Origin of the sequence: Streptomyces alboniger (genome assembly GCF_008704395.1) — a bacterium.
Lineage (GTDB): Bacteria > Actinomycetota > Actinomycetes > Streptomycetales > Streptomycetaceae > Streptomyces > Streptomyces alboniger.
Window position 1 is genome coordinate 3538253 of sequence record NZ_CP023695.1, and the last position, 23553, is coordinate 3561805.

General features: G+C 73.1%; 21 protein-coding genes. 13 read left to right on the plus strand and 8 right to left on the minus strand.

Annotation, left to right across the window (positions count from 1 at the left end):
- Positions 1–3 precede the first annotated feature (3 nt).
- The 4 genes from CP975_RS15505 to CP975_RS15520 all read right to left on the minus strand — a co-directional run bounded on the left by CP975_RS15505 (position 4) and on the right by CP975_RS15520 (position 5650).
- Positions 4–843 (minus strand): DUF5707 domain-containing protein, encoded by an 840-nt coding sequence (locus CP975_RS15505; RefSeq protein WP_055532081.1) that lies wholly within the window; start codon positions 841–843, stop codon positions 4–6.
- A 219-nt stretch (positions 844–1062) separates the two neighbouring features.
- Positions 1063–4191: a sacsin N-terminal ATP-binding-like domain-containing protein gene (locus CP975_RS15510; RefSeq protein ID WP_055532079.1), complete on the minus strand. Its 3129-nt coding sequence runs from the start codon at positions 4189–4191 to the stop codon at positions 1063–1065.
- Positions 4192–4371: 180 nt separating this feature from the next.
- Positions 4372–4659 (minus strand): hypothetical protein, encoded by a 288-nt coding sequence (locus CP975_RS15515; RefSeq protein WP_246201529.1) that lies wholly within the window; start codon positions 4657–4659, stop codon positions 4372–4374.
- A gap of 52 nt (positions 4660–4711) precedes the next feature.
- Positions 4712–5650: a DUF3027 domain-containing protein gene (locus CP975_RS15520; protein WP_055532076.1), complete on the minus strand. Its 939-nt coding sequence runs from the start codon at positions 5648–5650 to the stop codon at positions 4712–4714.
- A gap of 498 nt (positions 5651–6148) precedes the next feature.
- Between CP975_RS15520 and CP975_RS15530 the strand changes: the two genes are divergently transcribed.
- The 4 genes from CP975_RS15530 to CP975_RS15545 all read left to right on the plus strand — a co-directional run bounded on the left by CP975_RS15530 (position 6149) and on the right by CP975_RS15545 (position 9750).
- A complete protein-coding gene (locus CP975_RS15530) occupies positions 6149–7570 on the plus strand; it encodes an MFS transporter (protein ID WP_150477012.1) in 1422 nt (473 codons plus the stop codon).
- 107 nt (positions 7571–7677) lie between these two features.
- On the plus strand, positions 7678–8187 hold the full coding sequence (locus tag CP975_RS15535; RefSeq protein ID WP_150477013.1) for a DUF2771 domain-containing protein: 510 nt from the start codon (positions 7678–7680) through the stop codon (positions 8185–8187).
- Positions 8157–8876, plus strand: a complete 720-nt coding sequence (locus tag CP975_RS15540; RefSeq protein WP_150477014.1) for a futalosine hydrolase — start codon at positions 8157–8159, stop codon at positions 8874–8876. Before CP975_RS15535 ends, CP975_RS15540 begins: the two co-directional genes overlap by 31 nt.
- Positions 8860–9750, plus strand: coding sequence for a 1,4-dihydroxy-6-naphtoate synthase (locus tag CP975_RS15545; protein WP_055532714.1), 891 nt, complete (start codon positions 8860–8862; stop codon positions 9748–9750). Before CP975_RS15540 ends, CP975_RS15545 begins: the two co-directional genes overlap by 17 nt.
- Before the next feature lie 62 nt (positions 9751–9812).
- Here the strand turns inward: CP975_RS15545 and CP975_RS36240 are convergent, their stop codons facing one another.
- Complete coding sequence (locus CP975_RS36240; protein ID WP_055532712.1) at positions 9813–10196, minus strand: cold-shock protein; 384 nt, start codon at positions 10194–10196, stop codon at positions 9813–9815.
- Positions 10197–10395: 199 nt separating this feature from the next.
- Between CP975_RS36240 and CP975_RS15555 the strand changes: the two genes are divergently transcribed.
- Positions 10396–10647: a hypothetical protein gene (locus tag CP975_RS15555; RefSeq protein WP_030795004.1), complete on the plus strand. Its 252-nt coding sequence runs from the start codon at positions 10396–10398 to the stop codon at positions 10645–10647.
- Between the two features lie 127 nt (positions 10648–10774).
- Here CP975_RS15555 and CP975_RS15560 read toward each other — a convergent pair whose 3' ends face one another.
- Positions 10775–11401 (minus strand): HAD family hydrolase, encoded by a 627-nt coding sequence (locus CP975_RS15560; RefSeq protein WP_055532710.1) that lies wholly within the window; start codon positions 11399–11401, stop codon positions 10775–10777.
- A gap of 105 nt (positions 11402–11506) precedes the next feature.
- Here CP975_RS15560 and CP975_RS15565 point away from each other — a divergent pair, with 105 nt between their 5' ends.
- The 4 genes from CP975_RS15565 to CP975_RS15580 are packed head-to-tail and all read left to right on the plus strand — an operon-like array spanning position 11507 to position 15416.
- The gene (locus CP975_RS15565; RefSeq protein ID WP_055532707.1) at positions 11507–12505 is read left to right on the plus strand and encodes a FecCD family ABC transporter permease; all 999 of its coding nucleotides are present in this window, start codon (positions 11507–11509) and stop codon (positions 12503–12505) included.
- Positions 12502–13587: a FecCD family ABC transporter permease gene (locus tag CP975_RS15570; RefSeq protein ID WP_055532705.1), complete on the plus strand. Its 1086-nt coding sequence runs from the start codon at positions 12502–12504 to the stop codon at positions 13585–13587. Before CP975_RS15565 ends, CP975_RS15570 begins: the two co-directional genes overlap by 4 nt.
- Complete coding sequence (locus CP975_RS15575) at positions 13584–14408, plus strand: ABC transporter ATP-binding protein (RefSeq protein WP_055532703.1); 825 nt, start codon at positions 13584–13586, stop codon at positions 14406–14408. Before CP975_RS15570 ends, CP975_RS15575 begins: the two co-directional genes overlap by 4 nt.
- 18 nt (positions 14409–14426) lie before the next feature.
- Positions 14427–15416 carry an ABC transporter substrate-binding protein gene (locus tag CP975_RS15580; RefSeq protein WP_055532701.1) on the plus strand — a complete coding sequence of 330 codons (990 nt, stop codon included), beginning with the start codon at positions 14427–14429 and terminating at the stop codon, positions 15414–15416.
- Positions 15417–15461: 45 nt separating this feature from the next.
- On the opposite strand, the gene CP975_RS15585 is transcribed toward CP975_RS15580, so the two are convergent.
- Positions 15462–16502: an HAAS signaling domain-containing protein gene (locus CP975_RS15585; protein ID WP_150477015.1), complete on the minus strand. Its 1041-nt coding sequence runs from the start codon at positions 16500–16502 to the stop codon at positions 15462–15464.
- Positions 16503–16617: 115 nt separating this feature from the next.
- Here CP975_RS15585 and CP975_RS15590 point away from each other — a divergent pair, with 115 nt between their 5' ends.
- The 3 genes from CP975_RS15590 to CP975_RS15600 all read left to right on the plus strand — a co-directional run bounded on the left by CP975_RS15590 (position 16618) and on the right by CP975_RS15600 (position 18846).
- The gene (locus tag CP975_RS15590) at positions 16618–17157 is read left to right on the plus strand and encodes a GNAT family N-acetyltransferase (RefSeq protein ID WP_055535967.1); all 540 of its coding nucleotides are present in this window, start codon (positions 16618–16620) and stop codon (positions 17155–17157) included.
- A 200-nt stretch (positions 17158–17357) separates the two neighbouring features.
- Positions 17358–18533: a glycosyltransferase 87 family protein gene (locus CP975_RS15595; protein ID WP_150477901.1), complete on the plus strand. Its 1176-nt coding sequence runs from the start codon at positions 17358–17360 to the stop codon at positions 18531–18533.
- The gene (locus CP975_RS15600; RefSeq protein ID WP_055536350.1) at positions 18436–18846 is read left to right on the plus strand and encodes a hypothetical protein; all 411 of its coding nucleotides are present in this window, start codon (positions 18436–18438) and stop codon (positions 18844–18846) included. Before CP975_RS15595 ends, CP975_RS15600 begins: the two co-directional genes overlap by 98 nt.
- Before the next feature lie 11 nt (positions 18847–18857).
- Here CP975_RS15600 and CP975_RS15605 read toward each other — a convergent pair whose 3' ends face one another.
- Positions 18858–20501: a DNA repair helicase XPB gene (locus CP975_RS15605; protein ID WP_055536351.1), complete on the minus strand. Its 1644-nt coding sequence runs from the start codon at positions 20499–20501 to the stop codon at positions 18858–18860.
- Positions 20502–20744: 243 nt separating this feature from the next.
- Between CP975_RS15605 and CP975_RS15610 the strand changes: the two genes are divergently transcribed.
- Entirely contained in the window at positions 20745–23318 is a 2574-nt protein-coding gene (locus tag CP975_RS15610; protein ID WP_150477016.1) for a helicase C-terminal domain-containing protein, read from the plus strand.
- The last annotated feature ends 235 nt before the right edge of the window (positions 23319–23553 follow it).

The following is a 23553-nucleotide window of genomic DNA, read 5'->3' on the forward strand; positions in this document are numbered from 1 at the left end:
TGACTACTGGACGTCGATGGCGTCGCTGGTGGCCGTGACGGGCGCGGTGGTGGACGAGCCCGCGAAGACGTAGCGGTAGTTTCCGTCGACGGAGGCCGTGACGGTGGTCTTCAGCGCGCCCTTCGAGCCGGACTTCACCGTCTTGACGGTGGAGTACGTGCTCGCGCCCTTCTTCTTGAACTCCAGCTTCACGGACTGGCCGGTGTAGCCGGCGTACTTGTAGGTCTCCCAGTTGGCGCGGGTCAGGGCGCCGGTGACCGTGATGGTCTTGCCCTTCTTGACCGGCTCCGGGGAGGCGTTGGTGGTGAGCTTGGCGGCGCGCAGGACCCGGGCGTCCGAGGGCGCCTTGTCCTTGCTGATGAAGTCGCCGTCCTTGCCGATCGCCGAGGCGCCGACGTGCCACTTGCCGGCCACGATGTTGCTGTAGAAGTCGCTCTTCGGGTCGGCGGTGATCGCGACCGTGCAGGTCGAGGTGGTCGCGTTCACGACCGTGCACTTGGCGTCGCCGTCCGCGATCATCAAGCCGTCGATGCCGTTCTCGCTGTCGAGGTCCGTGCCGTGCCAGAGGAAGGCGTTGGCGCCGTAGATGCCCTCCGGATCGGTCGCGGTGACATCGATGGTGAACTTCTTCTTCTCGGTGGTGCCGAGCACAAGGGCCTTGCCGCCGTTGACGGTGACCTTCGTGATCTTGGTGTCGCCCTCGGCCTCGTCGGCCGGAGCCTTGGCGACCAGGGCGTCGAGCTTCGAGAGGTTCGGCCCGTCGGCGGCCTGGGCGGCCGGGAGAGCGAGTGCGGACAGAGCCAGGGTGCCGGACAGTGCGGCCACGGTGGCACGGATGCGCATGTGTTTCCCCAGTCGGAGAAGGGGTTCCCACGGTGCGTGACGCCTTCACGCGGGAACCGAGTGATCTAGGAGTCTGTTGACTCGCAAGATCAGACTCGCGTCAAAGGCGAACGGTTGTACGACGATTGAAGAAAACGCAACCAATCTACGGAATGCCCGCTTCCGCCCCGTTGGCCGGGACGGAAGCGGGCATTCCGGGTAACGGTCGCCAGCCGTCCGTCAGTCGAACCAGCGGTCCCGCGCCAACTCCGCCGTCCGCGAGGGGTCTTCGAGCAGCGCCGCCACCTCGAAGCGGCGCGGCCACTGCCCCGCCGCCCAGGCGAGCCCGGCCGCGACCCCCTCCAGGGTCGCCGCGTGCACGGTGCCGTCCGGGGTGCGCCGCCAGTCCAGCTCGACACCGCCCGCGATCAGTTCGTCGTGCTCGACGTACGTCCGCGGGGTCGTCGCGCCCAGCAGGATCCGCACCGGTTCCGGCACCGCACGCTCGACGCCCTGTCCCGCGGGATCGACGGCCGCCGTCTCGCTCAGCCTGCGCACCTGGAACAGCTCCGCCAGGTCACCGGCCCTGCGGGGCTCGACGGGCAGCAGCGCCACACCCTCGGCCAGCGGCAGCAGGTCGGGGGCGTCGGCGACCACCGCGTCCGCCGCGTCGACCACCACGACCTCGCCGTCCACCACCGCGCGCAGCTCGTCGGGGAGCGTCACCCGCTCCGGGTCGAGATCCGCCAGCGCGCCGTACAGGGCGTGCAGTTGGCCGGGCGAAACGGGCCGCTCGGGGTCCGCGAGCCGGTCGAGGAGTTCGGCGGCACCGCCCGGCTCCTCAAGGAGGGCCGCGACGGACGTGCGTACGCCGAGGGCGCGCAGCACCTGCTCGTCGCCGAACCCGGACGCGTCCGCCGCGTCGTACAGCCCCACCAGGAGCGGATCGCCGCCTTCCGCGCGCAGTCCGGCGGGACGGCGCCCGTCGAGGACGGGGTGGCCGCGCAGCCACCAGGCCGTGTACGAGCGGACGGTCTGCGTCGTGCCGTCCGGCAGCAGCACCCGCAGCGGCTGCGTCAGCGCGTCCCGCAGCGGCGGGCGCGAGAGCATCGCGAGCGCCTGCGGCCAGCATTCGTCGTCGACCAGGTCCAGATCCCGTACGGCGACGATCTCCGTGGCGACCGGCGGCACCGGGGTGTCCGGCAGCCGGTCGAGCAGGTCCTCGCACCACACGTCGACGGCGTCGAGGAGCCCTACGTCGTCGGGCTCGGCGAAGTCGCCCTCACGCGGCTCCAGTTCGTCCGGGTCGAGGACGACGTCGGTGGCCCGTACGAGCGCGAAGGTGGCGAGCACACCACAGGCGGCCAGCGGCTGCTCGCCCCAGCGCTCGGTCAACTCCTGGTCGGCGAGGGCCAGTTCGTCCTCGCGCATGACGGCCGCGAAGTCGCTGCCCGGCAGGACGAGTTCACCGGCGGGTGCCAGTTCGCCGTCCTCGTCGGGCAGGGCGAGGGCGGCGAGCCACGGCTCGTCACCGGGCGCGAGGTTCGCGTCCCGCACCAGCGCGAGCACGACGTCCGCCAGCTCCTCGGCGTCCAGGGCGTCCTCGTCCCACGTGTCGTCGTCGAGGGAAACGGCGACGGCCGCGCGCACCTGCGGCGTGGTCAGGACGGCGCGGGGCGTGGCGGGGAGCGCGCCGAGCTTTTCCAGCAGCGGGTGGGCGGCGTCCGGGTGGGCGACCTTCAGGCCGAGGCGGGCCAGCGACGCGGGGTCGCGCTCGTCACCGGGGGCGGGCAGCAGCACCTGCCGGGGCCCGATCGTCGTACGCCTGTCGGCGAGCGGCACCGGCAGTCCCGAGAGCCGCTCCGGGTCGACCCCGGCGAGGGTGTCGTAAAGGCGGCGCCACCAGTCGGGCTCCCGCTCCAGACCGGCGAGCCGGTCGATCGCCTCGGTCAGCGGGACGCGGGCGACACCGAGGGTGCGCAGCTCGGCGCGGCGCTCAAGTCCCGCGGGCAGCAGGCTGGGCAGCACCTCGGCGAGCACCCGGACCGTGTCGGCACCGGCGCCCTCCACGACCTCCGCGTCCCGGGGCCGCAGCGTCTCGGGCAGACCGTCCTCGTCCTCCTCGCCCCGGGGCAGGGCGGGCGGCAGGAAGGCGGTACGCGGCAGCCGCTCCAGAACGGCCCGGCGCAGGGCGCCGTCCAGCTCGCTCTGACCGAGCGGCCCGGGCACCAGGCCGATGATCTCCTCGCCCACCGGCCGCCATTCGCCGAGGAGTTCGACGTACGCGTCCGCCGCCCGCTCCACGAGGAAGTCGGTCAGCGGACCGGGCGCGGCGTGCCGCCGTGCGGTGTCCAGCGGGAACGACGCGATGAGCAGCGCCGGTACGCCGAGCGGCTCGTCGCTGGGTGTCGGCGCGTGCACGACGGGGGTGGTGCGGGGCCGCTCCGGGGCGCCTGAGCGGTCCGCCGGCACGGCCCAGGTGACCGACCAGTGCGGGCGCAGCCGCTCCTCGACGGGCCGGTCCTTCAGGAGGGCGGCGTCGAGGGCGCCCTGGCGGCTGACGGTGCGCCAGCGGGTCGTGCCGTCCCTGCTGTCCTCGACGACGGTGTACGGGGCCTCGGCGCGGCGGCGCAGGGTGCGGGTGGTGCCGTCCGGGGTTTCGATGCTGACTTCCTCGAGCCCCGGGAGGGCGAGGAGCAGGGCGTCGTCGACCTCGCCGAGGAGCCGCGCGACGAGGTCCTCGGCGGCGGCGTCGCGCAGGGGCAGGATGACGACGGTGTCGTAACCCTCGGGAGCGATGCCCTCGGCGGCCAGTGGCAGCCGCAGCAGCGGTACGTGCCCGTCCCTGCGCCGGATCTCGTCGCCGAGGCCGGGGCTGAACCGGGCGGTCTCCGCGGCCAGTTCCCTGGCCTCGGACAGCGACCAGCGGACGCCGCCGGTCCGCCCCACGACGGCGGGCTCGTCGCTGACGGCGAGCACGGCGGCGAACCCGACGCCGAACCGTCCCACGCTCTGCCCCTTCTGGTCCCTGCTCTCCTCCCGCTTCGCGGAGGCGCGGAGGGTGGACAGGGACTCCACCCCGGCGGCGTCGAGGGGGGCGCCGCGGTTCGCCGCGGCGAGGACGCCGTCGCGCAGCGTCAGAGCGAGCCGTCCGGGGACGCCCGCGCGGGCGGCGGCGTCGGAGGCGTTCTGGGCCAGCTCGACGACCAGGCGGTCGCGGTAGCCGCCGAGGGCGAGGTCTTCCTCGGCGTTGGCGTCCTCACGGAAGCGGGCGGGGGCCGCCGCCCAGGCGTCGAGGACTCCGTGGCGGAGGCGGGCGGTGCCGAAGGGATCCGTACCTTCGGCCGCCGGCCGCACGGTCTTGCTCACGGGCGTGACTCTCCTCTGCGGTTCCGCTGCGCTGGGCTTGGCGGGGTCGGACTGGGTCGGACTGGGCTGCGGCTTTCCCCTCCACTGTGGGCCGGGGTCGCCCTGCGGGCGAACGCTACCGCCTCCTGGCGCGGGCGCCTGAGGACACCTGGGGATGCCGGCCGGGAGGTCCCGGCGGGCTTATGCGCGCGTCAGCGCGAACGACGCCACCGACATGACGATCATGACGGCAACGCAGAACACGACGTGCCGGCGCGGCATGACGTACGTATCGCGTGTCACGCCCTCGTTGATCTCGCGGGCGTACGTCGTGAACAGCTTGCGGGACGGAAACAGCCCGATCGTCAGACCGGCCAACGCGAACGAGTAGAGGACGAGGAGCTCACGCGGGGCGATTCCCTCCGCCCACCCGGCTATGCCCAGGTAGACGACCCCGGACAGGACCCCTTCACTGCTGGGAACCGGCAACGTCCGGGCTCGGCTCCGTACCGGAGTCGGTCGCCGAGCCCCGGGGCCGGGGCTAGCTGTGGCCCAGTTCTTCGCTCGGGCCCTCCACCGAGACCGACCCCGAGTCCGCCGAGGGCCGAAGGGGCAGTACGTCCACCCGCGTCTCGTCGAGAACCGGCGGCGCCGGCCGGGGCGGCTTCGGCATGACGGCTGCCTCCGAGTGCCCGCCGCAGCCGTACGAGAGCGAGACGACATGCCCGTCCGCAGGCCCGAACTCATTGGCGCACACCCCGAACGCCTGCCCGAGCGAGCCACCGATCGCGACCAGGAACCCGCAGCTCACGCACGCCGCCGGCGCCGCCTGCGCCATCGGGGTCTTCGCGCCGTGCGACTCCTCCCAGCGGTCGGCGGCGACATGCAGCCCGTACCGCGAGAGGACCCGCGCCCTGCGCATGCCCAGCTCATCGGCGATCGCCGCGATGGAGCCACGCGCCGGGGCCACCGGCAGCTCGGCGGGCGATCCCGCCGTGACCTCGGCGTCCTCGGCCTCGGCGAGCGCCGCCATCTCCTGCGACACGATCGAGTTCGGCGGCGGCTCCTCCTCGCCGGTGAAGCCGGGCTCGAGACGGAGATCCTCGGCGTCGGTCGGCAGCAGATCACCGGGGCCCATGTCGCCGGGGCGGAGCCGCTCGCTCCACGGCACCCACTCGGGGGCCAGCAGGGCGTCGGGGCCCGGCAGCAGTACCGTCTCGTCGAGCGTGACGACCTTCGCCCGCGAGGCACGGGCGACCGTCACCGCCCAGCGCCAGCCGCGGTAGCCGAACTCCTTGCACTCGAACAGGTGCGTGACGACGCGGTCGCCCTCGACGACGACCTCGACATGCTCACCGACCACACCGGGCGCGGCGGTCTCCTCGGCCGCGGCGCGCGCGAGGCCGACCGCCTCGGCGCACAGGCGGTCGGGGGTACGCGGGGTGCGCTGGGTACGGCTTCGCGTTGTCGCTGCGCTCACAGGTATCGCTTCTCTCCTACGCCGTCTCACGAGTGCGCCACCCTTACGCGGGGGGCGGACGGAGCGGACCAGGGGGCCGCGTCAACGTCCGCGCCCGACGTTCTCGGGCGCACCTACGTCACCCATTCTGCGGGATGACCGAGAGGCGCGCGGCCAAGAACAACCGCCGCAGGCGCGCTACGCACGCTACCTTCTCCTGGCCCCTGGGCCTACACCGACGTACGCGCCCGGCCCGCGCGCTCCCCCCGAACTCCTCGCCCGCCCCCCTCCCCGCGGGACCTCCACTCCCCCGGCACCACCCCCCGAAGCGCCGCCGCTCCGCGCCGCCTTCCCCACCCACCCGCCCTCACAACCCCTCCAACGCGGGGCAAACGGGTGGGCGGGTGGAAGATGCGGCGAAAGCACCGCCACCCCCGCAGCCCAGCGGGCGGGCCCCACCCGACACCGCCCAAGGCTCACAGCCAGTCTCCGCGCTAGTAGTCCCCCCAACAGGGCACTATGAACGACGTGGCCCCCACAAGGTCGACATCCGTAGGAACCGTCTCGCCGGGCCCGGCGAGGCGGGCCGCGCGTGCGCTGGGACGTGCCCTGCATCTGCCGTTCACCGGGACGGCCCGCGGTATCCGCAAGGCGACCCACGCCCACGGCGCGGGCGAGTCCGGCCTCGGCAAGCTGATCGAGCTGCACGCGGTGAACGGCGCGGGCGACGTCATGGTCACCGTGGCTCTCGCCTCCACCGTCTTCTTCTCCGTGCCGACGGACGAGGCCCGCGGGCGCGTCGCGCTCTACCTCGCCATCACGATGGCCCCCTTCACCCTCCTCGCCCCCGTCATCGGCCCGCTCCTCGACCGGCTCCCGCACGGCCGCCGCGCCGCGATGGCCGGTGCGATGCTGGCCCGTGCCCTGCTCGCGCTGGTCCTCTCGGGCGCCGTCGCCACCGGCAGTGTGGAGATGTATCCGGCGGCGCTCGGCGTACTCGTCGCGTCGAAGGCGTACGGCGTGGTGCGCAGTGCCGTCGTGCCGCGCCTTCTGCCACCCCGGTTCTCGCTGGTCAAGGCGAACTCCCGGGTGACGCTCGGGGGCCTTCTCGCGACGGCGGTGGCGGCGCCCGCGGGCGCGGGGCTCCAGGCGATCGGCCCGCGCTGGCCGCTGTACGGGGCGTTCGTGATCTTCGTATCGGGGATGTTCCTGTCGTTCTCGCTGCCCCGCAAGGTCGACTCGGCGAAGGGCGAGAGCAAGGCGCTGCTCGCCGCCGACGAGGAACACCTGCATCTGCACGCGCGCGCCGAGGCCGCCGCCGACACCACCCGCAAGCGGCGCCTCGGGCTGCGGACGGTCGGCCCCGCCGTCACCCACGCCCTGGCCGCCAACGCCACGCTGCGCTGTCTCTCCGGCTTCCTCATCTTCTTCCTGGCGTTCCTGCTGCGCGAGCATCCCCTCGGCGGGCAGAGCGCGGCCGTCTCGCTCGGGATAGTGGGCGTCGCGGCGGGCACGGGCAATGCTCTCGGCACGGCCGTGGGCGCCTGGCTGAAGTCACGGGCCCCGGAGTTGATCATCGTGACGGTCGTCGCGGTGGTGCTGGGCGTGGCGATCGCGTCCGCGGTGTTCTTCGGGCCGGTGGGCGTGGCCTGCCTCGGCGCGTGCGCGGGCTTCGCGCAGGCCCTCTCGAAGCTGTCCCTGGACGCGCTGATCCAGCGGGACGTCCCCGAGCAGGTCCGCACCTCCGCCTTCGCCCGCTCCGAGACGCTGCTCCAGGTCGCCTGGGTGGTCGGCGGCGCCATCGGCATCGCCCTGCCGCTGAACGGCTCGCTCGGCCTGTCGGTGGCCGCGGGGATCCTCGCGCTCGGCTGGCTCTCGACCGTGCGGGGGCTGCTCAGGACGGCCCGCGGCGGCGGCGCGCGCCGCGCCCGGGTGGTGTGACCGCCCCGTGCGCCACGCCCGGACGTACCCACCCCGGCCTGCCGGACGCGGCACGCCCGCGACCCCCGCGTAACAGGTCCCCACAGCGCGCCCGATAGCCTTCGCCCATGACCTCCCTGCTCCGCGGCGGAGCCGCGAATGTGAACAGCGCGGCGCGCCGCCGCCGCACCGTGGCCGCCCTTGGCGCCGTCTCCGCCGGACTCCTCGTCCTCTCGGCCTGTGACAAGCCGACGCCGCTGGCCACCGTGACGGTCGGCAGCGACTCGGTGAACACCGAGGCCTCCTGCTACAACGACGGCAAGGAGCTGAAGCAGTCGCAGCTCAAGTCCTGTCTCCAGGACAAGGACGTGAAGACCGTCAAGATCGATCCCGACGAGAAGGTCCGCTTCGGTGTCGACCCCGAGGTCGCCGAGAAGGGCTGGACGCTGCTGATGAACGGTCAGCCGCTGACCGAGGCCAGCAAGAAGACGTACGTCGTCATCCCCGGCAGCGTCTTCTTCAACCAGCAGTACGGCGGTGGCGGCAACAAGTCGACCGTCAGCCTCCTGGAAGGCGGCAAGGGCGGCACGCAGAAGGCCACGGGCCTGTGGTCGTTCAAGTTCGAGAAGGACTCCTGACCTCCGGTCCGGTGCCTCACCCGCGCGTCCTCGTCGCCACCGCCGTCCCGGCCGAACGGGACGCGGTGGCCCGCGCGCTGCCCTCGGAGGGCCGCCTCGACGCGCTGGCCGTCGGCGTGGGGCCCGCGGCCGCCGCGGCCGGCACGGCGACCGCGCTCGCCCGCGCCGCCGCCGCCGGCAGGCCCTACGGCCTGGTCGTCTCGGCGGGCATCGGAGGCGGCTTCCAGCCCGACGCCCCCGTGGGCTCCCTCGTCGTCGCCGACGAGATCACCGTCGCCGACCTGGGCGCCGAGACCCCGGACGGCTTCGTGCCCGTCACCGAGCTGGGTTTCGGAGCCGTCACCCACCGGCCGCCGCGTTCCCTCGTACGAGATGTCGCCGCTGCCTGCGGTGCCGCGACCGGCACAGTCCTGACCGTCTCCACCGTCACCGGCACCGCCGAGCGTGCCGCCGGGCTGCGGCTGCGCCATCCGCGTGCCCTGGCCGAGGCGATGGAGGGTTTCGGTGTCGCCGAGGCGGCGGCCCTGCACGGCCTGCCCGTCCTTGAGATACGCGCGGTCTCCAATCCGGTCGGACCGCGCGACCGCGCCGCCTGGCGGATCGGCGAGGCGCTGGCCGCGCTGAGCGACGCGTTCGGGAAGTCCACGCCGGTACTGAAGGGTTGGAACACGCATGACAGGAACGACTGAGTCACCGCTGCGCATCGCGTACTCGCCCTGCCCCAACGACACCTTCGTCTTCGACGCGTGGGCGCACGGCCGGGTGCCCGGCGCCCCCGGCCTGGACGTGACGTTCGCGGACATCGACATCACGAACGGCATCGCCGAGCGCGCCGCGTCCGCCACTCCGGCCGCCTCCGACCTCGACCTCGACGTGCTGAAGGTGTCGTACGCCGTTCTGCCGTACGTCCTCGACGAGTACGCCCTGCTGCCCTGCGGCGGCGCGCTCGGCCGGGGCTGCGGACCCCTCGTCCTGACCCGTGAGCCGGGTGTGGACCTGGCCGGCCGGACGGTGGCCGTGCCGAGCGAGAAGTCGACGGCGTATCTGCTCTTCCGGCTCTGGGCCGCGGACACGCTCGGCGGCGACGGCGTCGGTGAGATCGTCGTGCTGCCCTTCGACCAGATCATGCCCGCGGTGCGCGACGGGAAGGTCGACGCGGGTCTGGTCATCCACGAGGCGCGCTTCACCTACCAGAACTACGGTCTGCACCGCCTCGCCGACATGGGCGAGCACTGGGAGGCCACGACGGGCCTGCCGATCCCGCTGGGCGCGATCATCGCGAAGCGGAGCCTGGGCGCTGCGGCGCTCGAACAGCTCGCTCAGGCGGCCCGCGCCTCGGTCCGCATGGCCTGGGACGACCCCGAGGCATCCCGGCCCTACGTACTCGAACACGCCCAGGAGATGGATCCGGCCGTCGCCGACCAGCACATCGGGCTGTACGTCAACGAGTTCACGGCGGACCTGGGCGAGGACGGCTACGCGGCCGTGCGGGGGCTGCTCACGCGGGCCGCGGCCGAGGGGCTCGTGCCCGCGCTGCGGCCGGGCGCGCTGGCGTTTCCGTGAACGCCGGGCGGGCCGGACAGGCCCGCCCGGTACTCGGGTCGTGCGGTACTCGGGTCGTGCGGCTATACGTCCAGCTGGTCCGCGACCGCCCTCAGCAGGCCCGCGATTTTCGCACCCGACGCCTTGTCGGGGTAGCGGCCCTTCTCCAGCATCGGGGTGATGTTCTCGAGCAGAGTCGTCAAGTCCTGGACGATCGAGGCGAGTTCGTCCGGCTTGCGGCGCTGCGCGGCCGCCACCGACGGGGTCGGGTCGAGAAGGGTGACGGAAAGGGCCTGGTCTCCGCGCTGCCCCGCGACCACGCCGAATTCCACGCGCTGGCCGGGCTTGAGTGCGTCGACGCCGGCGGGCAGTACGGAGGAGTGCACGAAGACGTCGCCGCCGTCGTCGCGGGAGAGAAAGCCGAAGCCCTTCTCACTGTTGAACCACTTGACCTTGCCGGTAGGCACGTGAAGTCCTCGTCCTCGTCGTACTCGTCTATGCCGGTCCGCCCAGCCGGGAACGACCGGGCGAAAACGGCTCTGGATAGCACTACAGCGGGTCTTCCGACCCGCCGGGACCAAGACTATTGGTCCGGGAGCCGGTGACAAGACGTCCCCGATCTCTTCCTTCGGGTTCCTCCTTCGCGCTGGGAACTACCCTGGTGGGGTGCGTGACAAAACCCAAGCGAATTCGGCCGGGCCCGGCGACGGGATGGTCCGGATCGGAGCAATCGTCTTCTTCGTCGGCGCCGTGGCCACCATGGTCACGGTCGCCCCGCTGTTCCTGGGCACCGACCCCTTCCCGCCGCTCGCCTACGCGGTGTGCATGCTGATGGGCGTCGGCTTCCTCATCGCGGCCGCGGGCGTGCTGCGCGGCATCGCCGTGCAGCGGCGGCAGGCGAGGTCGGCGGCCGGCTAGGGCCTGTCCGGCGGATCGGGCCGCACTTGGGCGACGGTCACCTTTCCGCGCCGGTGAGCGGGGTCTGGTGCGTCGCAGATCGGCGTGCCAGACCCCGCGGCCCGCGGCATGATCCGCCGGACAGGCCCTAGACAGGCCCCGCTGCGGCGTACGCGTCGAGCCAGTCCGCGAACTCCGTCAGTCCGCCGAGGACCACGTCCGCGCCCGCCGCGCGCAGTTCCGCTGCGTCGCACGGCCCGGTCGCCACCGCGACGGACAGCGCGCCCGCCGTACGCGCGCCGCGTACGTCGCCGGTGTGGTCACCGACGTACACGGACGCCTCGTGCTCGCGCAGGGCCTCCGCCTTCGCCTCCGCCCAGAGCCAGCCGATGACCGCGTCGGCCTCGATGCCGAGGTGGGCCAGGTGCAGCTTCGCGTTCGGCTCGTGCTTGGCGGTCACCACGATCGCGCGGCCGCCACGCGCGCGGACCGCGGCCACCGCCTCGCGGGCGCCGGGCATCGCGAGCGTCGGCGCGATGGCGTATGTGGGATAGATCTCACGGTAGCGGTCGCCCATTTCCCGGATCCTCTCCTCGGGGAACCAGTTCCGCAGCTCCTGCTCCAGCGGCGGCCCGAGGCGCGTGACGGCCAGATCGGCGTCTATGTACGTCCCTGTCTCCGCGGAAAGCGCCTGGTAGGCGGCCTTGATGCCGGGGCGGGAGTCGATCAGCGTCATGTCGAGGTCGAAGCCGACGGTCAGCGCGCGTGAGGTCATGCGCCCATTCTGCCCAGGCGGTCACTGCCCCCACCCTTAGACTGTGCGCGCTTAGCCAAGCCTTACCAACGTTCAGCTCTCCGCACTCCGAAACGAGTCCAGCCGATGCGTGTGCCCGTCCGACGCGCTGCCGTGATGATGGCGGCCGTCGTGGCCCTGCTGCTCGCGGTCCTGCTCAGCCTCGCGGTCGGCGCCCGCGCGATCGCCCCCACCACGGTCCTCGACGCGCTGCTGCACGGCGGGCACAGCGACTCCGCGGAGGTCGTCCGCGAGATGCGGGTGCCGCGCACCGCCATCGGTCTGATGGTCGGCGCGGCGCTCGCGCTGGCCGGGACGGTGTTGCAGGGCATCGCCCGCAACCCCATCGCCGACCCCGGCATCCTCGGCATCAGCCAGGGCGCCTCGGTGGGCGTGGTCACCGCGATCGCCTTCGCCGGCGTCCACACACTGACCGGATACGTCTGGTACGCCTTCGTGGGCGCCGGTCTCGCGTCGGTCGCCGTGTACGCGATCGCGGCGAGCGGGCGGGGCGGGGCGAGCGCGGTGAAGCTCGCGCTGGGCGGCGCCGCCATCAACGCCCTGCTGGTCTCGGTGACCACGGCGATCCTCACCACCAAGGCCTCCGCGCTCGACGAGTTCCGCTTCTGGCAGGTCGGCTCGCTCTCCGGGCGGGACTCCGAGATCGTCGGCCAGATCTGGCCGTTCCTCCTCGTGGGCCTCGTGCTCGTCCTCGCGGTCGCGCGGGGCCTGGACGCGCTGGCGCTCGGCGAGGACGTGGCGAAGGGACTCGGACAGAACGTGGCGACGGTACGGATCGTGGGCGGGCTCGGGGCGACGGTCCTCACCGGGGTGGGGGTCGCCGCGGCGGGGCCCATCGCCTTCATCGGCCTGGCCGTCCCGCACATCGCCCGCGCGGTCGTGGGCAGCGACCATCGCTGGGTGCTGCCGATGGCGGCGGTGCTCGGTCCCGTGATGCTGCTCGCCTCCGACGTGGTGGGGCGCGTCGTGTTCCCGCCCAGCGAGGTGCCCGCCGGGGTGATGACCGCGCTGATCGGGGTGCCGTTCCTCGTGGCGCTGGTGCGCAGGAAGGCGGTCGCCGCGTGAGTTCCGTGCCGTGTGCCCCGCGCCGGATCCGTCCGATCCGTCCCGTCGGATACGCCGTCGTACGCGTGGGCCGTGCCGCCTTCCTCCTGCACCGGCGGGCTGCCCTCGTCGCCCTCGGGCTCGGCGTTCTGCTCGCCGCGAGCTGTCTGGCGTACCTGTGTGTCGGGGAGTCGTACGTCCAGCCCGTCGAGGCGCTGAAGGTCGTCCTCGGGCAGCCCTCCGCCGATGAGCTGGTCGTGGGCACGCTGCGTGAGCCCCGCATGGTCGTGGGGCTCCTCGTCGGCGCCGCGTTCGGGGTGGCCGGCGGGCTCATCCAGACCGTGGCCCGCAATCCGCTCGCCAGCCCGGACATCATCGGCATCAGCCACGGCGCGAGCGCGCTGACGGTCGGCGCGATGACCTTCGGCGTCACCTCGTACGCGGTGCTGCCCTACCTGTCGGTGATCGGCGGCATCGCGGCCGCCGCCCTCGTGTACGTCTTCGCGTGGCGCGGCGGCCTGCACGCCGCCCGGTTCGTGCTCATCGGCATCGGCTTCGCGATCGCGCTGCGTTCGGTGACCACGCTCTTCATGACCAAGGGCGACTACCTCGTCGCCCAGCAGGCGCAGATCTGGATGACGGGCTCCCTCAACGGCCGCGGCTGGGCCGAGGCGGACCCGCTCGCCCTGACGCTGCTCGTGCTGCTGCCGTGCGTGTTCTGGGCGGCCCGCGCGCAGCGTTCGGTCGCCCTGGACGACGACACGGCGACCGCCCTCGGGGTGCGCCTCGGCCGCGTACGCCTCGGGCTCGTCCTGCTCGGCGTCGTCCTCGCCTCCGTCGCGACCAGCGCCGCGGGGCCCGTCGACTTCGTGGCGCTGCTCGCCCCGCAGATCGCCCGCAGGATGACCCGGACCGCGCAGATCCCGCTGCTCTGCTCGGCGCTGATGGGGGCGCTGATCGTGGTCCTCGCCGACCTGCTCGCCCGCCGCCTGTTCTCGCCCACGGAGCTGCCGGTGGGCGTGCTGACGGCGGCCGTCGGTGCCCCGTACCTGATCTGGCTGATCGTCCGCAGCCGTTCCGTCCGCAATGGAGGCACCTCGTGACAGCCGCCCGACTCTCGGCCCGCGAGCTGACCCTCGCCTACGAGGACCGCACGGTCGTCGACCGCCTCGACCTGGCGATCCCCGATGGCAAGGTCACCGTGATCGTCGGGCCCAACGCGTGCGGCAAGTCCACGACGCTCCGGGCACTCGGCCGTCTCCTGAAGCCCAAGAGCGGCGCGGTCCTCCTGGACGGCGAGACGCTCGCCAAGCTGCCCACGAAGAAGATCGCCCAGCAGATCGGGCTGCTCCCGCAGACGCCCGTCGCCCCCGAGGCGATCACCGTCGCCGACCTCGTCGCGCGCGGCCGCCAGCCGCACCAGCACTGGTGGCAGCAGTGGTCCGACGCCGACGAGACGGCGGTGACGGAGGCCATGGAACGTACCGACGTGGCCGCCCTCGCCGAACGCGCCGTCGACGAGCTGTCCGGCGGCCAGCGGCAGCGCGTGTGGATCGCGATGGCCCTGGCCCAGGACACCGACCTGCTGCTCCTCGACGAGCCGACGACGTACCTCGACATCTCCCACCAGGTCGAGGTCCTCGACCTGGTGCGCCAGCTCAACCACGACCGCGGCCGCACGGTCGTGGTCGTCCTGCACGACCTCAACCAGGCCGCGCGGTACGCCGATCACCTCGTCGCCATGAAGTCGGGCGAGGTCGTCGCCGAGGGCGCCCCCTCGAAGATCGTCACCGAACAGCTCGTACGCGACGTCTTCGGCCTGGCGTGTGTCGTCGTAGCGGACCCCGTGACCGGCTCCCCCCTCGTCGTCCCCGGGGCGCCGTGGTCCGCGGCCGCGCCCGCCCCCAGCAGCACCCCCGTTTAACGCATGAAAGGCGTCCCCATGACCCTCCCCACGCACCGCTTCCGCTCCCCGCTGCGCCGCCGCGCGCTCCTCACCGGCTCCCTGGCCCTGACCGGCGCGCTCGCGCTGTCCGCCTGCGGCTCCTCGGACTCCGACAAGGACTCCGGCTCGGGCAAGACCCGTACCCTCAAGACGGCCATGGGTGACGTGAAGGTCCCCGTCGCCCCCGAGCGGGTCGTCGTCCTCGACACCGCCGAGCTGGACTCCGCGATCTCCCTGGGCGTCAAGCCGGTCGGCGCCACGCACGTCGAGGCCGAGTCGGGCTTCCCGGGCTACCTGCCGAAGGACAAGGTCAGCGGCATCAAGGACGTCGGCGAGATGATGACCCCCAACATGGAGGCCATCGCCGCGCTCAAGCCCGACCTGATCCTCACGTCGAAGATCCGGCACGCCGCCAAGTACGACCAGCTGAAGAAGATCGCGCCGACCGTCATGACGGAGACGACGGGCTTCCCCTGGAAGGAGAATTTCCAGGTGCACGCCGACGCGCTGGGCAAGCGGGCCGAGGCGAAGAAGGTCGTCTCCGACTACGAGGCCCACACCAAGAAGGTCACCGAGGCCATCGGCGGCCCCGCGAAGGCGAAGGCGACGAAGGTCAACGTCCTGCGCTTCATCGAGGGCGCCGACATCCGCCTCTACGGCGAGCAGACCTACATCGCGACGCTCCTCAAGGACGTCGGCCTCGGCCGCGCGCCGATCGCCGCGAAGGCGAAGGACGGCTTCTCCTACGACCTGTCGCCCGAGAAGATCGACCTCGCCGACACGGACGTCATCTTCCAGTCCACGTACGGCGATCCGAAGAAGGCCAAGCAGACGCAGACCGTCGGCAGCGGCCTGTGGAAGAACATGAAGGCCGTGAAGTCCGGCAACGTCCACACCGTCAAGGACGAGCTGTGGATCCAGGGCATCGGCTACACCGCGGCCAACAAGATCCTCGACGAGATGCAGGCGGATCTGACGAAGAAGTAGGGCTCCCCGTGCGGGGTGCGGCGTGAGGCGTGAGGGGTGCGGCGCTCACGGCCGTCGTCGCTGCGATCTCCACACCAGGAAGAGCGCCGAGGCGACGGCCGCGCCGCGCACCACCCACGGCCACGTCTCGGCGATGGCGCCGCTCATCCGCCCGTCCCGGATCGGATCGCCCCACCGGCCGTCCGTACGCCCCCACAGCCAGGTGAGCCCGGCGGCCACCGCGAGCCCCGGCATCCCCAGCACGGCCCACTTCGCCTCGGCGCGGGAGAGCCTGCGGGAGGCGTAGGCGATGAGCCAGCCACCGCCGAGCGCCAGCCAGTTGCCGAGGACGGCACCGGCGATGAGCAGGGCGGCGGCGAGGAGGAGCAGGGGGTTGCTGAGGCCGGCGCCTTCGCCGGGGCGGCGGGGGAGGCGGGGGCGCCAGCGGCGGCGGCTCTCGGCCTCCCCCACTTTTTCCACTTCCTCCACTTCCTCCTCGGCCTCCGCGCCGGCCTCCGCAGCGGCCTCCTTGCCGAGGCGCGGGGGGTCGTCCGGGTCCGGTGGGGGTTTCAGTATTTCGGGGATCTCCACGCCGCCGACGAAACCGGGAACGGTGTCCGCGCCGCCGAAGGGGCTGCTGTCCAGCCGCCACCAGTCCGGCTCGGAACCGCTCGGCCCCAGCTCGTCCGAGCCCGCGAGATGCGGCGGGGACGGGCGGGGGTCGTCCAGGTCCAACAGGTCCTGCGGCGGCGGGGTCTTGGGGGCACGGCGGGGCCGGGGCACGATGCGGCGAAGCCGCTTGGCTGCGTCTTCTCCTCCTCCGTGCTGCGGGGGTACGGCCGCGGGGGCGTCTGGAGTGCCGGGAGTGCCGGGGGTCTCGCCCGCCGCGTCGACGATGTCTTCCGGGGTGCCGAGCCGCGCCAGGATGCGGCGGACGGCGGCGGGGCTGTCGCCGCCCGCGCCCGCGCCGGCCCTGCCCCGGTCGATCTGATTGCGCAGGTCGGCGACCAGGCGCATGCGGGCGCCCGACGGCAACTGCCGCTGCTGGGCCAGGTCTCCGACCCTGCTCAGATAGTCGTAGACCAGCTGGTCGCTCTCGATCCCCACGAAGTCCCCTCCGGGGCGGCTGCGTTGGTAATCCCCGAGGTCCGACGTTACCGGGTCCGCCTCGGGAAACACGCGGGCGGTCGCTCATGAGGCCACGACCGGGGAAGCTGTTTGTGTGCGTGATTACGTAGAGGTTCCCGGTCAGTTGGTTCTGCGCCCGTGGTCGCTTCGGGACCGTGACAGCTTGGTGGCGGCATTCAAGGAGCCGGAGATGGGTCGTCAGGCTGATCAGCCCGTCGATACGCCGACCGCCGCGGCCGACTGGATCGAGCGGCGTGCCGGTCGGTGGGCCGACGGTTCGGAGTATTCCTTCGCGGTGACCGGTGCCGACGGCGTGGTGCTGGGCAATGTTGCCGTGGGTGCGGTCGATCGGGTGCACGGCATCGGATGGGTGTCGTACTGGACCACGTCCGGCGCACGCGGACAGGGAGTGGCCACGAGAGCATGTGTCGCGCTGGCCGACTGGGCCTTCGAGGACGCGGGTCTGTTCCGGCTGGAGCTGGGGCATCGGGTGAACAACCCGGCCTCGTGCCGAGTCGCCATGGGCGCTGGGTTCACGATAGAAGGCAGGGAGCGCCAGAAGCTCGTCTATGACGGCACGCGCTACGACGTGGAGTTGCACGCTCGCTTGGCCAGTGACCCCTTCCCCATCTGACACCTCCTCCCTGGAGGGGCGGGGGCGGGTGGGGAGCCCCCGGGCAGAAGGCGTCCCGCCCGATAGGCGTTCCGCCCGATAGCCGTCCCGCCCGATAGCGTCCCCCCGTGAAGCCACGTACAGTCACCTTTCTGTCACTCTCCGCCCTCGGCGCCTCCCTCGCCGCCCTCGCCGTCCTCTGCCTCCTCCAGCGCATCCCCATGGCCGACGCCCTCGTCTATCGCGCTGAGGGGCAGGCCGTCGTCGGCGGTGCGGATCTGTACGGGTTCACCGTCACCGAGTGGGAACTCCCGGCCACCTACCCCCCGTTCGCCGCGCTCCTCTTCGTGCCCGCCGTCTGGCTCCCCCTCCCCGCGCTCAAGGTCGTCTTCCTCCTCGGCAACACCGCCCTCGTCGCCCTCCTCCTGCACCTCTCCTGTCGTCTCACCGGCCTCCGCCCCCGGCCCAGTCACCTCTGCGCCGCCACGGCCCTCGCCCTGTGGCTGGAGCCCGTCTTCCAGACCGTCGTCTTCGGGCAGATCAATCTCGTCCTCGCCTGCCTGGTCCTCTGGGACCTGACCAGACCCGAGGGCGCCGTCGGCAAGGGGTTCGGGGTGGGGGTCGCCGCGGGGATCAAGCTCACTCCGGCGCTGTTCATCGCGTATCTCTTTCTCGTCGGCCGCGTACGCGAAGCCGTCACCGCCCTGGCGGCGTTCGCCGGGACCGTGCTGTTCGGCGCGCTCGTCCTGCCGTCGGCCACCGTCGAGTTCTGGACGCGCCGCGTCTTCGAGACGGGGCGCGTCGGCAAGGCGTGGATCGTCGACAACCAGTCCTTGCAGGGCCTGATCGCCCGCGCCCTGCACGACGCGGAGCCCGGCCTCGCGTGGGCGCTGCCCGCCGCCCTGACCGCCGCCGCGGGCCTGTGGCTGGTCCGCCGCGTCCCCGCCGACGCTCCCGGAGGCGTACTCCTTGCCGCCCTCACGACCCTCCTGATCTGCCCCATCAGCTGGTCCCACCACTGGGTGTGGTGCGTGCCGCTGCTGGCCTTCCTGATCGCGGAGGGCAGGGCGCGCCTGGCCGCCGCCGTGACCGTGCTCTTCACGGCCCGCACCTTCTGGGTACTCCCGCACCAGGGCGACCTCGACCTCGGGCTCCCCTGGTGGCAGCAGCCGCTGGCCTCGCCCTATCCACTGCTCGCCCTGGCGCTGTTGCCGCTGCTGGCCTCGGCGCCGTTGTTGAGTACGTACATGAGTACGAGGACCGAGGTGCCGTCTCCGCGCGCCGGGGTTGACTGGCCGCATGGAACGAGCCCGGCCGAACACGGAGACCGCGACCGCCGCCGCACCGGCGCGGACCGAGACCACCGCGGAGCCCCGCGCCGCGTGGGCCGCCCGTAACGCCGCCTACGCCGCCGCCCACCCCGTCCCGCCGCCCTCCCGCATCGCGGCCCTGGCCCTGGCGACCCCCGCCGTGCTGCTGCTCCTCGCGCTCGGCTGGCTGATCGTCGCGCTCGACGGGAGCATCGGCGGCGCGTCGACGCCGGAACACCGGGACCTGGTGGCCCGCTACGTCCTCGCGGTGTTCGCGGGCCTCGGCTGCCTGACGGCGGGCTGGCGCACGCCCCGCGACTCATCCGTGGCATGGCTGCGGACGGCGTTCGCCTGCGCGTCGGTCGCGGTGGTCCCGGCGGCGATGCTGCTGGGGCTCTGAAGCGGGCGTTCTCAGCTGCCGGCGAGCAGTTCGTCCGCGTCGACGATCCGGTACGCGTAACCCTGCTCGGCGAGGAAACGCTGCCGGTGCGCGGCGAAGTCCTGGTCGATGGTGTCCCGCGCGACGACGGAGTAGAAGCGGGCCTCGTGCCCGTCCGCCTTGGGCCGCAGCACGCGCCCGAGCCGCTGGGCCTCCTCCTGGCGCGAGCCGAACGTGCCCGACACCTGGATGGCGACGGTCGCCTCCGGCAGGTCGATGGAGAAGTTCGCGACCTTCGACACGACGAGGACGGAGATCTCGCCCTGCCGGAAGGCGTCGAAGAGCTTCTCCCGCTGCGCGTTCGTGGTCTCGCCCTTGATGACGGGCGCGTCCAGGTGCTCGCCCAGTTCGTCGAGCTGGTCGATGTACTGCCCGATGACCAGGGTCTGCTCACCGGCGTGCTTCTTGACCAGCGCCTCGGTCACCTTCCGCTTGGTCGCCGTGGTGGCACAGAAGCGGTACTTCTCCTCGGCCTCCGCGGTGGCGTACGCGAGCCGCTCGCCGTCCGTCAGGTTGACCCGCACCTCGACGCAGTCGGCGGGCGCGATGTAGCCCTGGGCCTCGATCTCCTTCCACGGGGCGTCGAACCGCTTGGGGCCGATGAGCGAGAAGACGTCGGACTCGCGGCCGTCCTCGCGTACGAGCGTCGCGGTGAGCCCGAGGCGGCGGCGCGCCTGGAGGTCGGCGGTGAACTTGAAGACCGGCGCGGGCAGCAGGTGCACCTCGTCGTAGATGACGAGGCCCCAGTCGCGCGAGTCGAACAGCTCAAGATGGGGGTAGATGCCCTTCCGCTTGGTCGTGAGCACCTGGTACGTGGCGATGGTGACGGGCCGGATCTCTTTCCTGGTCCCGCTGTACTCACCGATCTCGTCCTCCGTCAGGGAGGTCCGCTTCACCAGTTCGTGCTTCCACTGGCGGGCGGAGACGGTGTTGGTGACCAGGATGAGGGTGGTGGCCTTGGCCTGCGCCATGGCCCCGGCGCCGACGAGGGTCTTGCCCGCCCCGCAGGGCAGGACGACCACACCGCTCCCGCCGTGCCAGAACCCCTCGACGGCCTGCTGCTGGTAGGGCCGCAGCGCCCAGCCGCTCTCGTCGAGGTCGATCGTGTGCGCCTCGCCGTCGACGTACCCGGCGAGGTCCTCGGCGGGCCAGCCCAGCTTCAGGAGCGTCTGCTTGATCTGGCCGCGCTCGGAGGGGTGGACGGCGACGGTGTCCGGGTCGAGCCGGGCGCCGACGAGCGGCTGGACCTTCTTGGACCGCAGGATCTCTTCGAGCACGGGCCGGTCGGTGGTGGTGAGCACGAGCCCGTGGGTGGGGTGCTTGGAGAGCGTGAGGCGTCCGTACCGCGCCATCGTCTCGGCCACGTCGACGAGCAGCGCGTGCGGCACGGGGTAGCGGGAGAACTCCACGAGGGCGTCCACGACCTGCTCGGCGTCGTGCCCGGCGGCGCGCGCGTTCCACAGGCCGAGCGGGGTGACGCGATAGGTGTGGATGTGCTCGGGCGCCCGCTCCAGCTCGGCGAAGGGGGCGATGGCACGGCGGCAGGCGTCGGCCTGCTCGTGGTCGACCTCGAGCAGCAGTGTCTTGTCCGACTGGACGATGAGGGGACCGTTCACGCGAGCGCCCTTTCCTTAGGCCAAACGTCCAGTGTGCCGCATGTCGTCCCCGAAGGGGGCGGGCTCTCCCTGGGGCGGGTCCCGGGGCGCCCGGCGTGGCCCCGTAAGGGGCGCGGGGAACTGCGCGCTCAGCCCCCGCGCACCCGCGGACGAAGCACAGGCCAGCCCCCACAAGCCCCGCCCCGGCGCCCCGCAAGCTCCGCCAGCCCCGGCAAGGGGCCGGAACCCGCTAACGTGAGCCGGATGAGCACCGACGAGCCGCCGCACCCCAAGGCCCCCGCCCCCAAGGCGCCGCGCCCCGCGGAGACCCCCCGCTCCCTCGCCGAAGCGCTCCGCTCCCGCGAGGACGACGCCCTCGCTGAGCTGCTCCACGCCCGCCCGGACCTCCTCAGCCCCGTCCCCACCGATCTGACGCAGCTCGCGAGCCGCGCCGGCACCCGGGCCTCCGTGGTCCGCGCCCTGGAGCGGCTCGACCGCTTCACGCAGCAGGTGGCGGAGACCCTGGCGGTGGCCCAGGAACCGACGACGTACGAGGAAGTGCTCGGGCTGCTCACCGGTGACGAGGGGGACGCCGCCGTCGAGCGGGCCCTGCCCCGCGCCCTCGGCACCCTCCACGAGCAGGCCCTCGTCTGGGGCCCCGACGACCGTCTGCGGCTGGTCCGCACCGCCCGCGAACTCCTCGCCCCCGGCCCCCAGCACCCGTCCCCCACGGGCCTCGGCCCGACCGTCGCCGAGGCCACGGCCGGCATGTCGCCCACCCGCGTCCAGGACATCGTCGCGGCGGCCGGCCTGCCCACCACGCACGACCCGGTGTCGGCGGTCGGCTCCCTCACCGCCCTGTTCACCGACCGCGCCCGTATGTCGGCCCTCCTGGACGAGGCGCCCGCCGAGTCCGTGGAGGTCCTGTCCCGTCTGGTGTGGGGCCCTCCCTACGGCCAGGTCACCGCGGATCCGGCCCGTCACCTGCGCTGGCTCATGGACCGCGGGCTGCTCCTGCCCACCGCACCCGGCACGGTCGTACTGCCCCGCGAGGCGGCCCTGCATCTGCGCGCGGGCCGCGCCCACCGCGTGCCCGAGCCGACGCCGCCGCCCGTCGAGGTGGCGCGCGAGCACCGTCCACAGGTTGTGGACGCCACGGCGGCCGGCCAGGCCTACACGGCGCTCGCCACCATCGAGGAGCTGCTCAAGGAGTGGGACGAGGGCGGCCCCGCGGTGCTGCGCGCGGGCGGCCTGAGCGTGCGCGACCTGAAGCGCACGGCGGTGGCGCTCGACCTGCCCGAGCCGATGGCCGCGTTCTGGGCCGAGCTGGCCTACGCGGCGGGCCTGGTGGCCTCCGACGGCGAGGCCGACGAGCGGTACGCGGCGACGCCCGCGTACGACGACTGGCAGGAGCTGCCCGCCCCCGAGCGCTGGGCGGCGCTCGCCGAGGCCTGGCTGGCGGCGACCCGCACGGCGGGCCTGATCGGGGGCCGCGACGGCAAGGACCGCACGCTGTCCGCGCTGGGCCCGCATCTGGACCGCTCGGCGGCGCCCGAGGTACGCCGCCGGGTCCTCGCCCTGCTCGCCGGGCTTCCCGAGGGCGCGTCACCCGACCCCGAGTCGCTCCTGGCCCGCCTCCGCTGGGAGCGCCCGTCCCCCGCGTCGCGGGACCTCCGCGCCCGCATGGCCCAATGGACGCTGAACGAAGCGGAGTTGCTGGGCGTCACGGGCCGAGGGGCGCTCTCGACGCACGGGCGTGCGCTGCTCGGGCCTTCGGCGGGCGGGGCCGAAGCGGGTGTGGCGGCGACCGCGCGGGGGACTGCCGGCACACCCGCACCCGCACCCGCACCCGCACCCGCGAAGGCTGAAGGCGTCGCACCCGCCACCGGCGCCGAGCGTGCCGTCGCCACCGCGCGGGCCGCGCGGCTCCTCGCCCCGCTGCTCCCCCAGCCGCTCGACCACGTCCTGCTCCAGGCCGACCTGACGGCCGTGGCGCCCGGCCCGCTGGAGCGGCCGCTCGCCGAGGCGCTGGCCGTGCTCGCCGACGTCGAGTCCAAGGGCGGCGCGACCGTCTACCGCTTCACGCCCGGTTCCGTACGCCGTGCGCTCGACGCCGGGCAGGCGGCGTCCGATCTGCACGCGTTCCTGGCCGCGCACTCCCGTACGCCGGTCCCGCAGCCCCTCGCGTACTTGATCGACGACGTGGCCCGCAAACACGGCCACCTGCGCATCGGCGCCGCGTCCGCCTACGTGCGCTGCGACGACGAGGCGCTGCTCAACGAGATCCTGGCCGACAAGCGCTCCCAGAGCCTGCGTCTGCGCCGCCTCGCGCCGACCGTGCTGGCCGCGCAGGCGGACCCCGGAACGCTCCTCGAAGGACTGCGCACGATGGGCTTCGCACCGGCCGCGGAGTCCCCGGAGGGCGACGTCCTGATCACCCGCGCCCACGCCCACCGCACCCCGCCGCGCTCGGCGCCCGAGCCGGTGCCGGACGGGCCTCCGCTGCCCGACGCCACGCTGATCGGCGCGGCGGTGCGGGCGATCCGCGCGGGCGACCTGGCGTCGACCGCGCCCCGCAAGGAGACGCCGCGCACCCCGAGCGGCGGGCTCCCCCGCACGACGTCCGCGGAGACCCTCGCCACGATGCAGGCCGCGGTGATGACGGGCGAGACGGTATGGATCGGCTACGTCAACGCCGAGGGCTCGGCGAGCCAGCGGATGATCGCCCCGGTTCGGGTCGAGGGCGGCTTCGTCACGGCGTACGACCATACGGCGGACGAGGTCCGCACGTTTCCTCTCCACCGGATCACGGGCGTGGCCGAACTGGCAGACGACTAGTGCCCCGTCGGGGGCGCGGGGAACTGCGCGACCAGCCCACGCGGACCCGCGCCCGAAGAACTCGCCCTGCCCGGTCCTCGCCCCCGGGGCCCGTCCCCCGACCGCGGGCCCGTCGTGGCTTGGCGCGCAGTTCCCCGCGCCCCTGACGGGGCTTTCCCTACGCCGCTGAAGTGTCGGGTCCGTCGGAAAACCGTTGGCGGCGCCACGGGCCCCCCGCCTAAGCTGCCCCCTCCCC

Excerpts from the sequence above, each read along its gene's own strand:
- CP975_RS15580 (WP_055532701.1), top strand. The coding sequence starts at position 14,427 with ATGACCCTCCCCACGCACCGCTTCCGCTCCCCGCTGCGCCGCCGCGCG.
- CP975_RS15565 (WP_055532707.1), top strand. The coding sequence starts at position 11,507 with ATGCGTGTGCCCGTCCGACGCGCTGCCGTGATGATGGCGGCCGTCGTG.
- CP975_RS15535 (WP_150477013.1), top strand. The coding sequence starts at position 7,678 with ATGACCTCCCTGCTCCGCGGCGGAGCCGCGAATGTGAACAGCGCGGCG.
- CP975_RS15505 (WP_055532081.1), bottom strand. The coding sequence starts at position 843 with ATGCGCATCCGTGCCACCGTGGCCGCACTGTCCGGCACCCTGGCTCTG.
- CP975_RS15610 (WP_150477016.1), top strand. The coding sequence starts at position 20,745 with ATGAGCACCGACGAGCCGCCGCACCCCAAGGCCCCCGCCCCCAAGGCG.
- CP975_RS15545 (WP_055532714.1), top strand. The coding sequence starts at position 8,860 with ATGACAGGAACGACTGAGTCACCGCTGCGCATCGCGTACTCGCCCTGC.
- CP975_RS15560 (WP_055532710.1), bottom strand. The coding sequence starts at position 11,401 with ATGACCTCACGCGCGCTGACCGTCGGCTTCGACCTCGACATGACGCTG.
- CP975_RS15600 (WP_055536350.1), top strand. The coding sequence starts at position 18,436 with ATGGAACGAGCCCGGCCGAACACGGAGACCGCGACCGCCGCCGCACCG.
- CP975_RS15595 (WP_150477901.1), top strand. The coding sequence starts at position 17,358 with ATGGCCGACGCCCTCGTCTATCGCGCTGAGGGGCAGGCCGTCGTCGGC.
- CP975_RS15530 (WP_150477012.1), top strand. The coding sequence starts at position 6,149 with ATGAACGACGTGGCCCCCACAAGGTCGACATCCGTAGGAACCGTCTCG.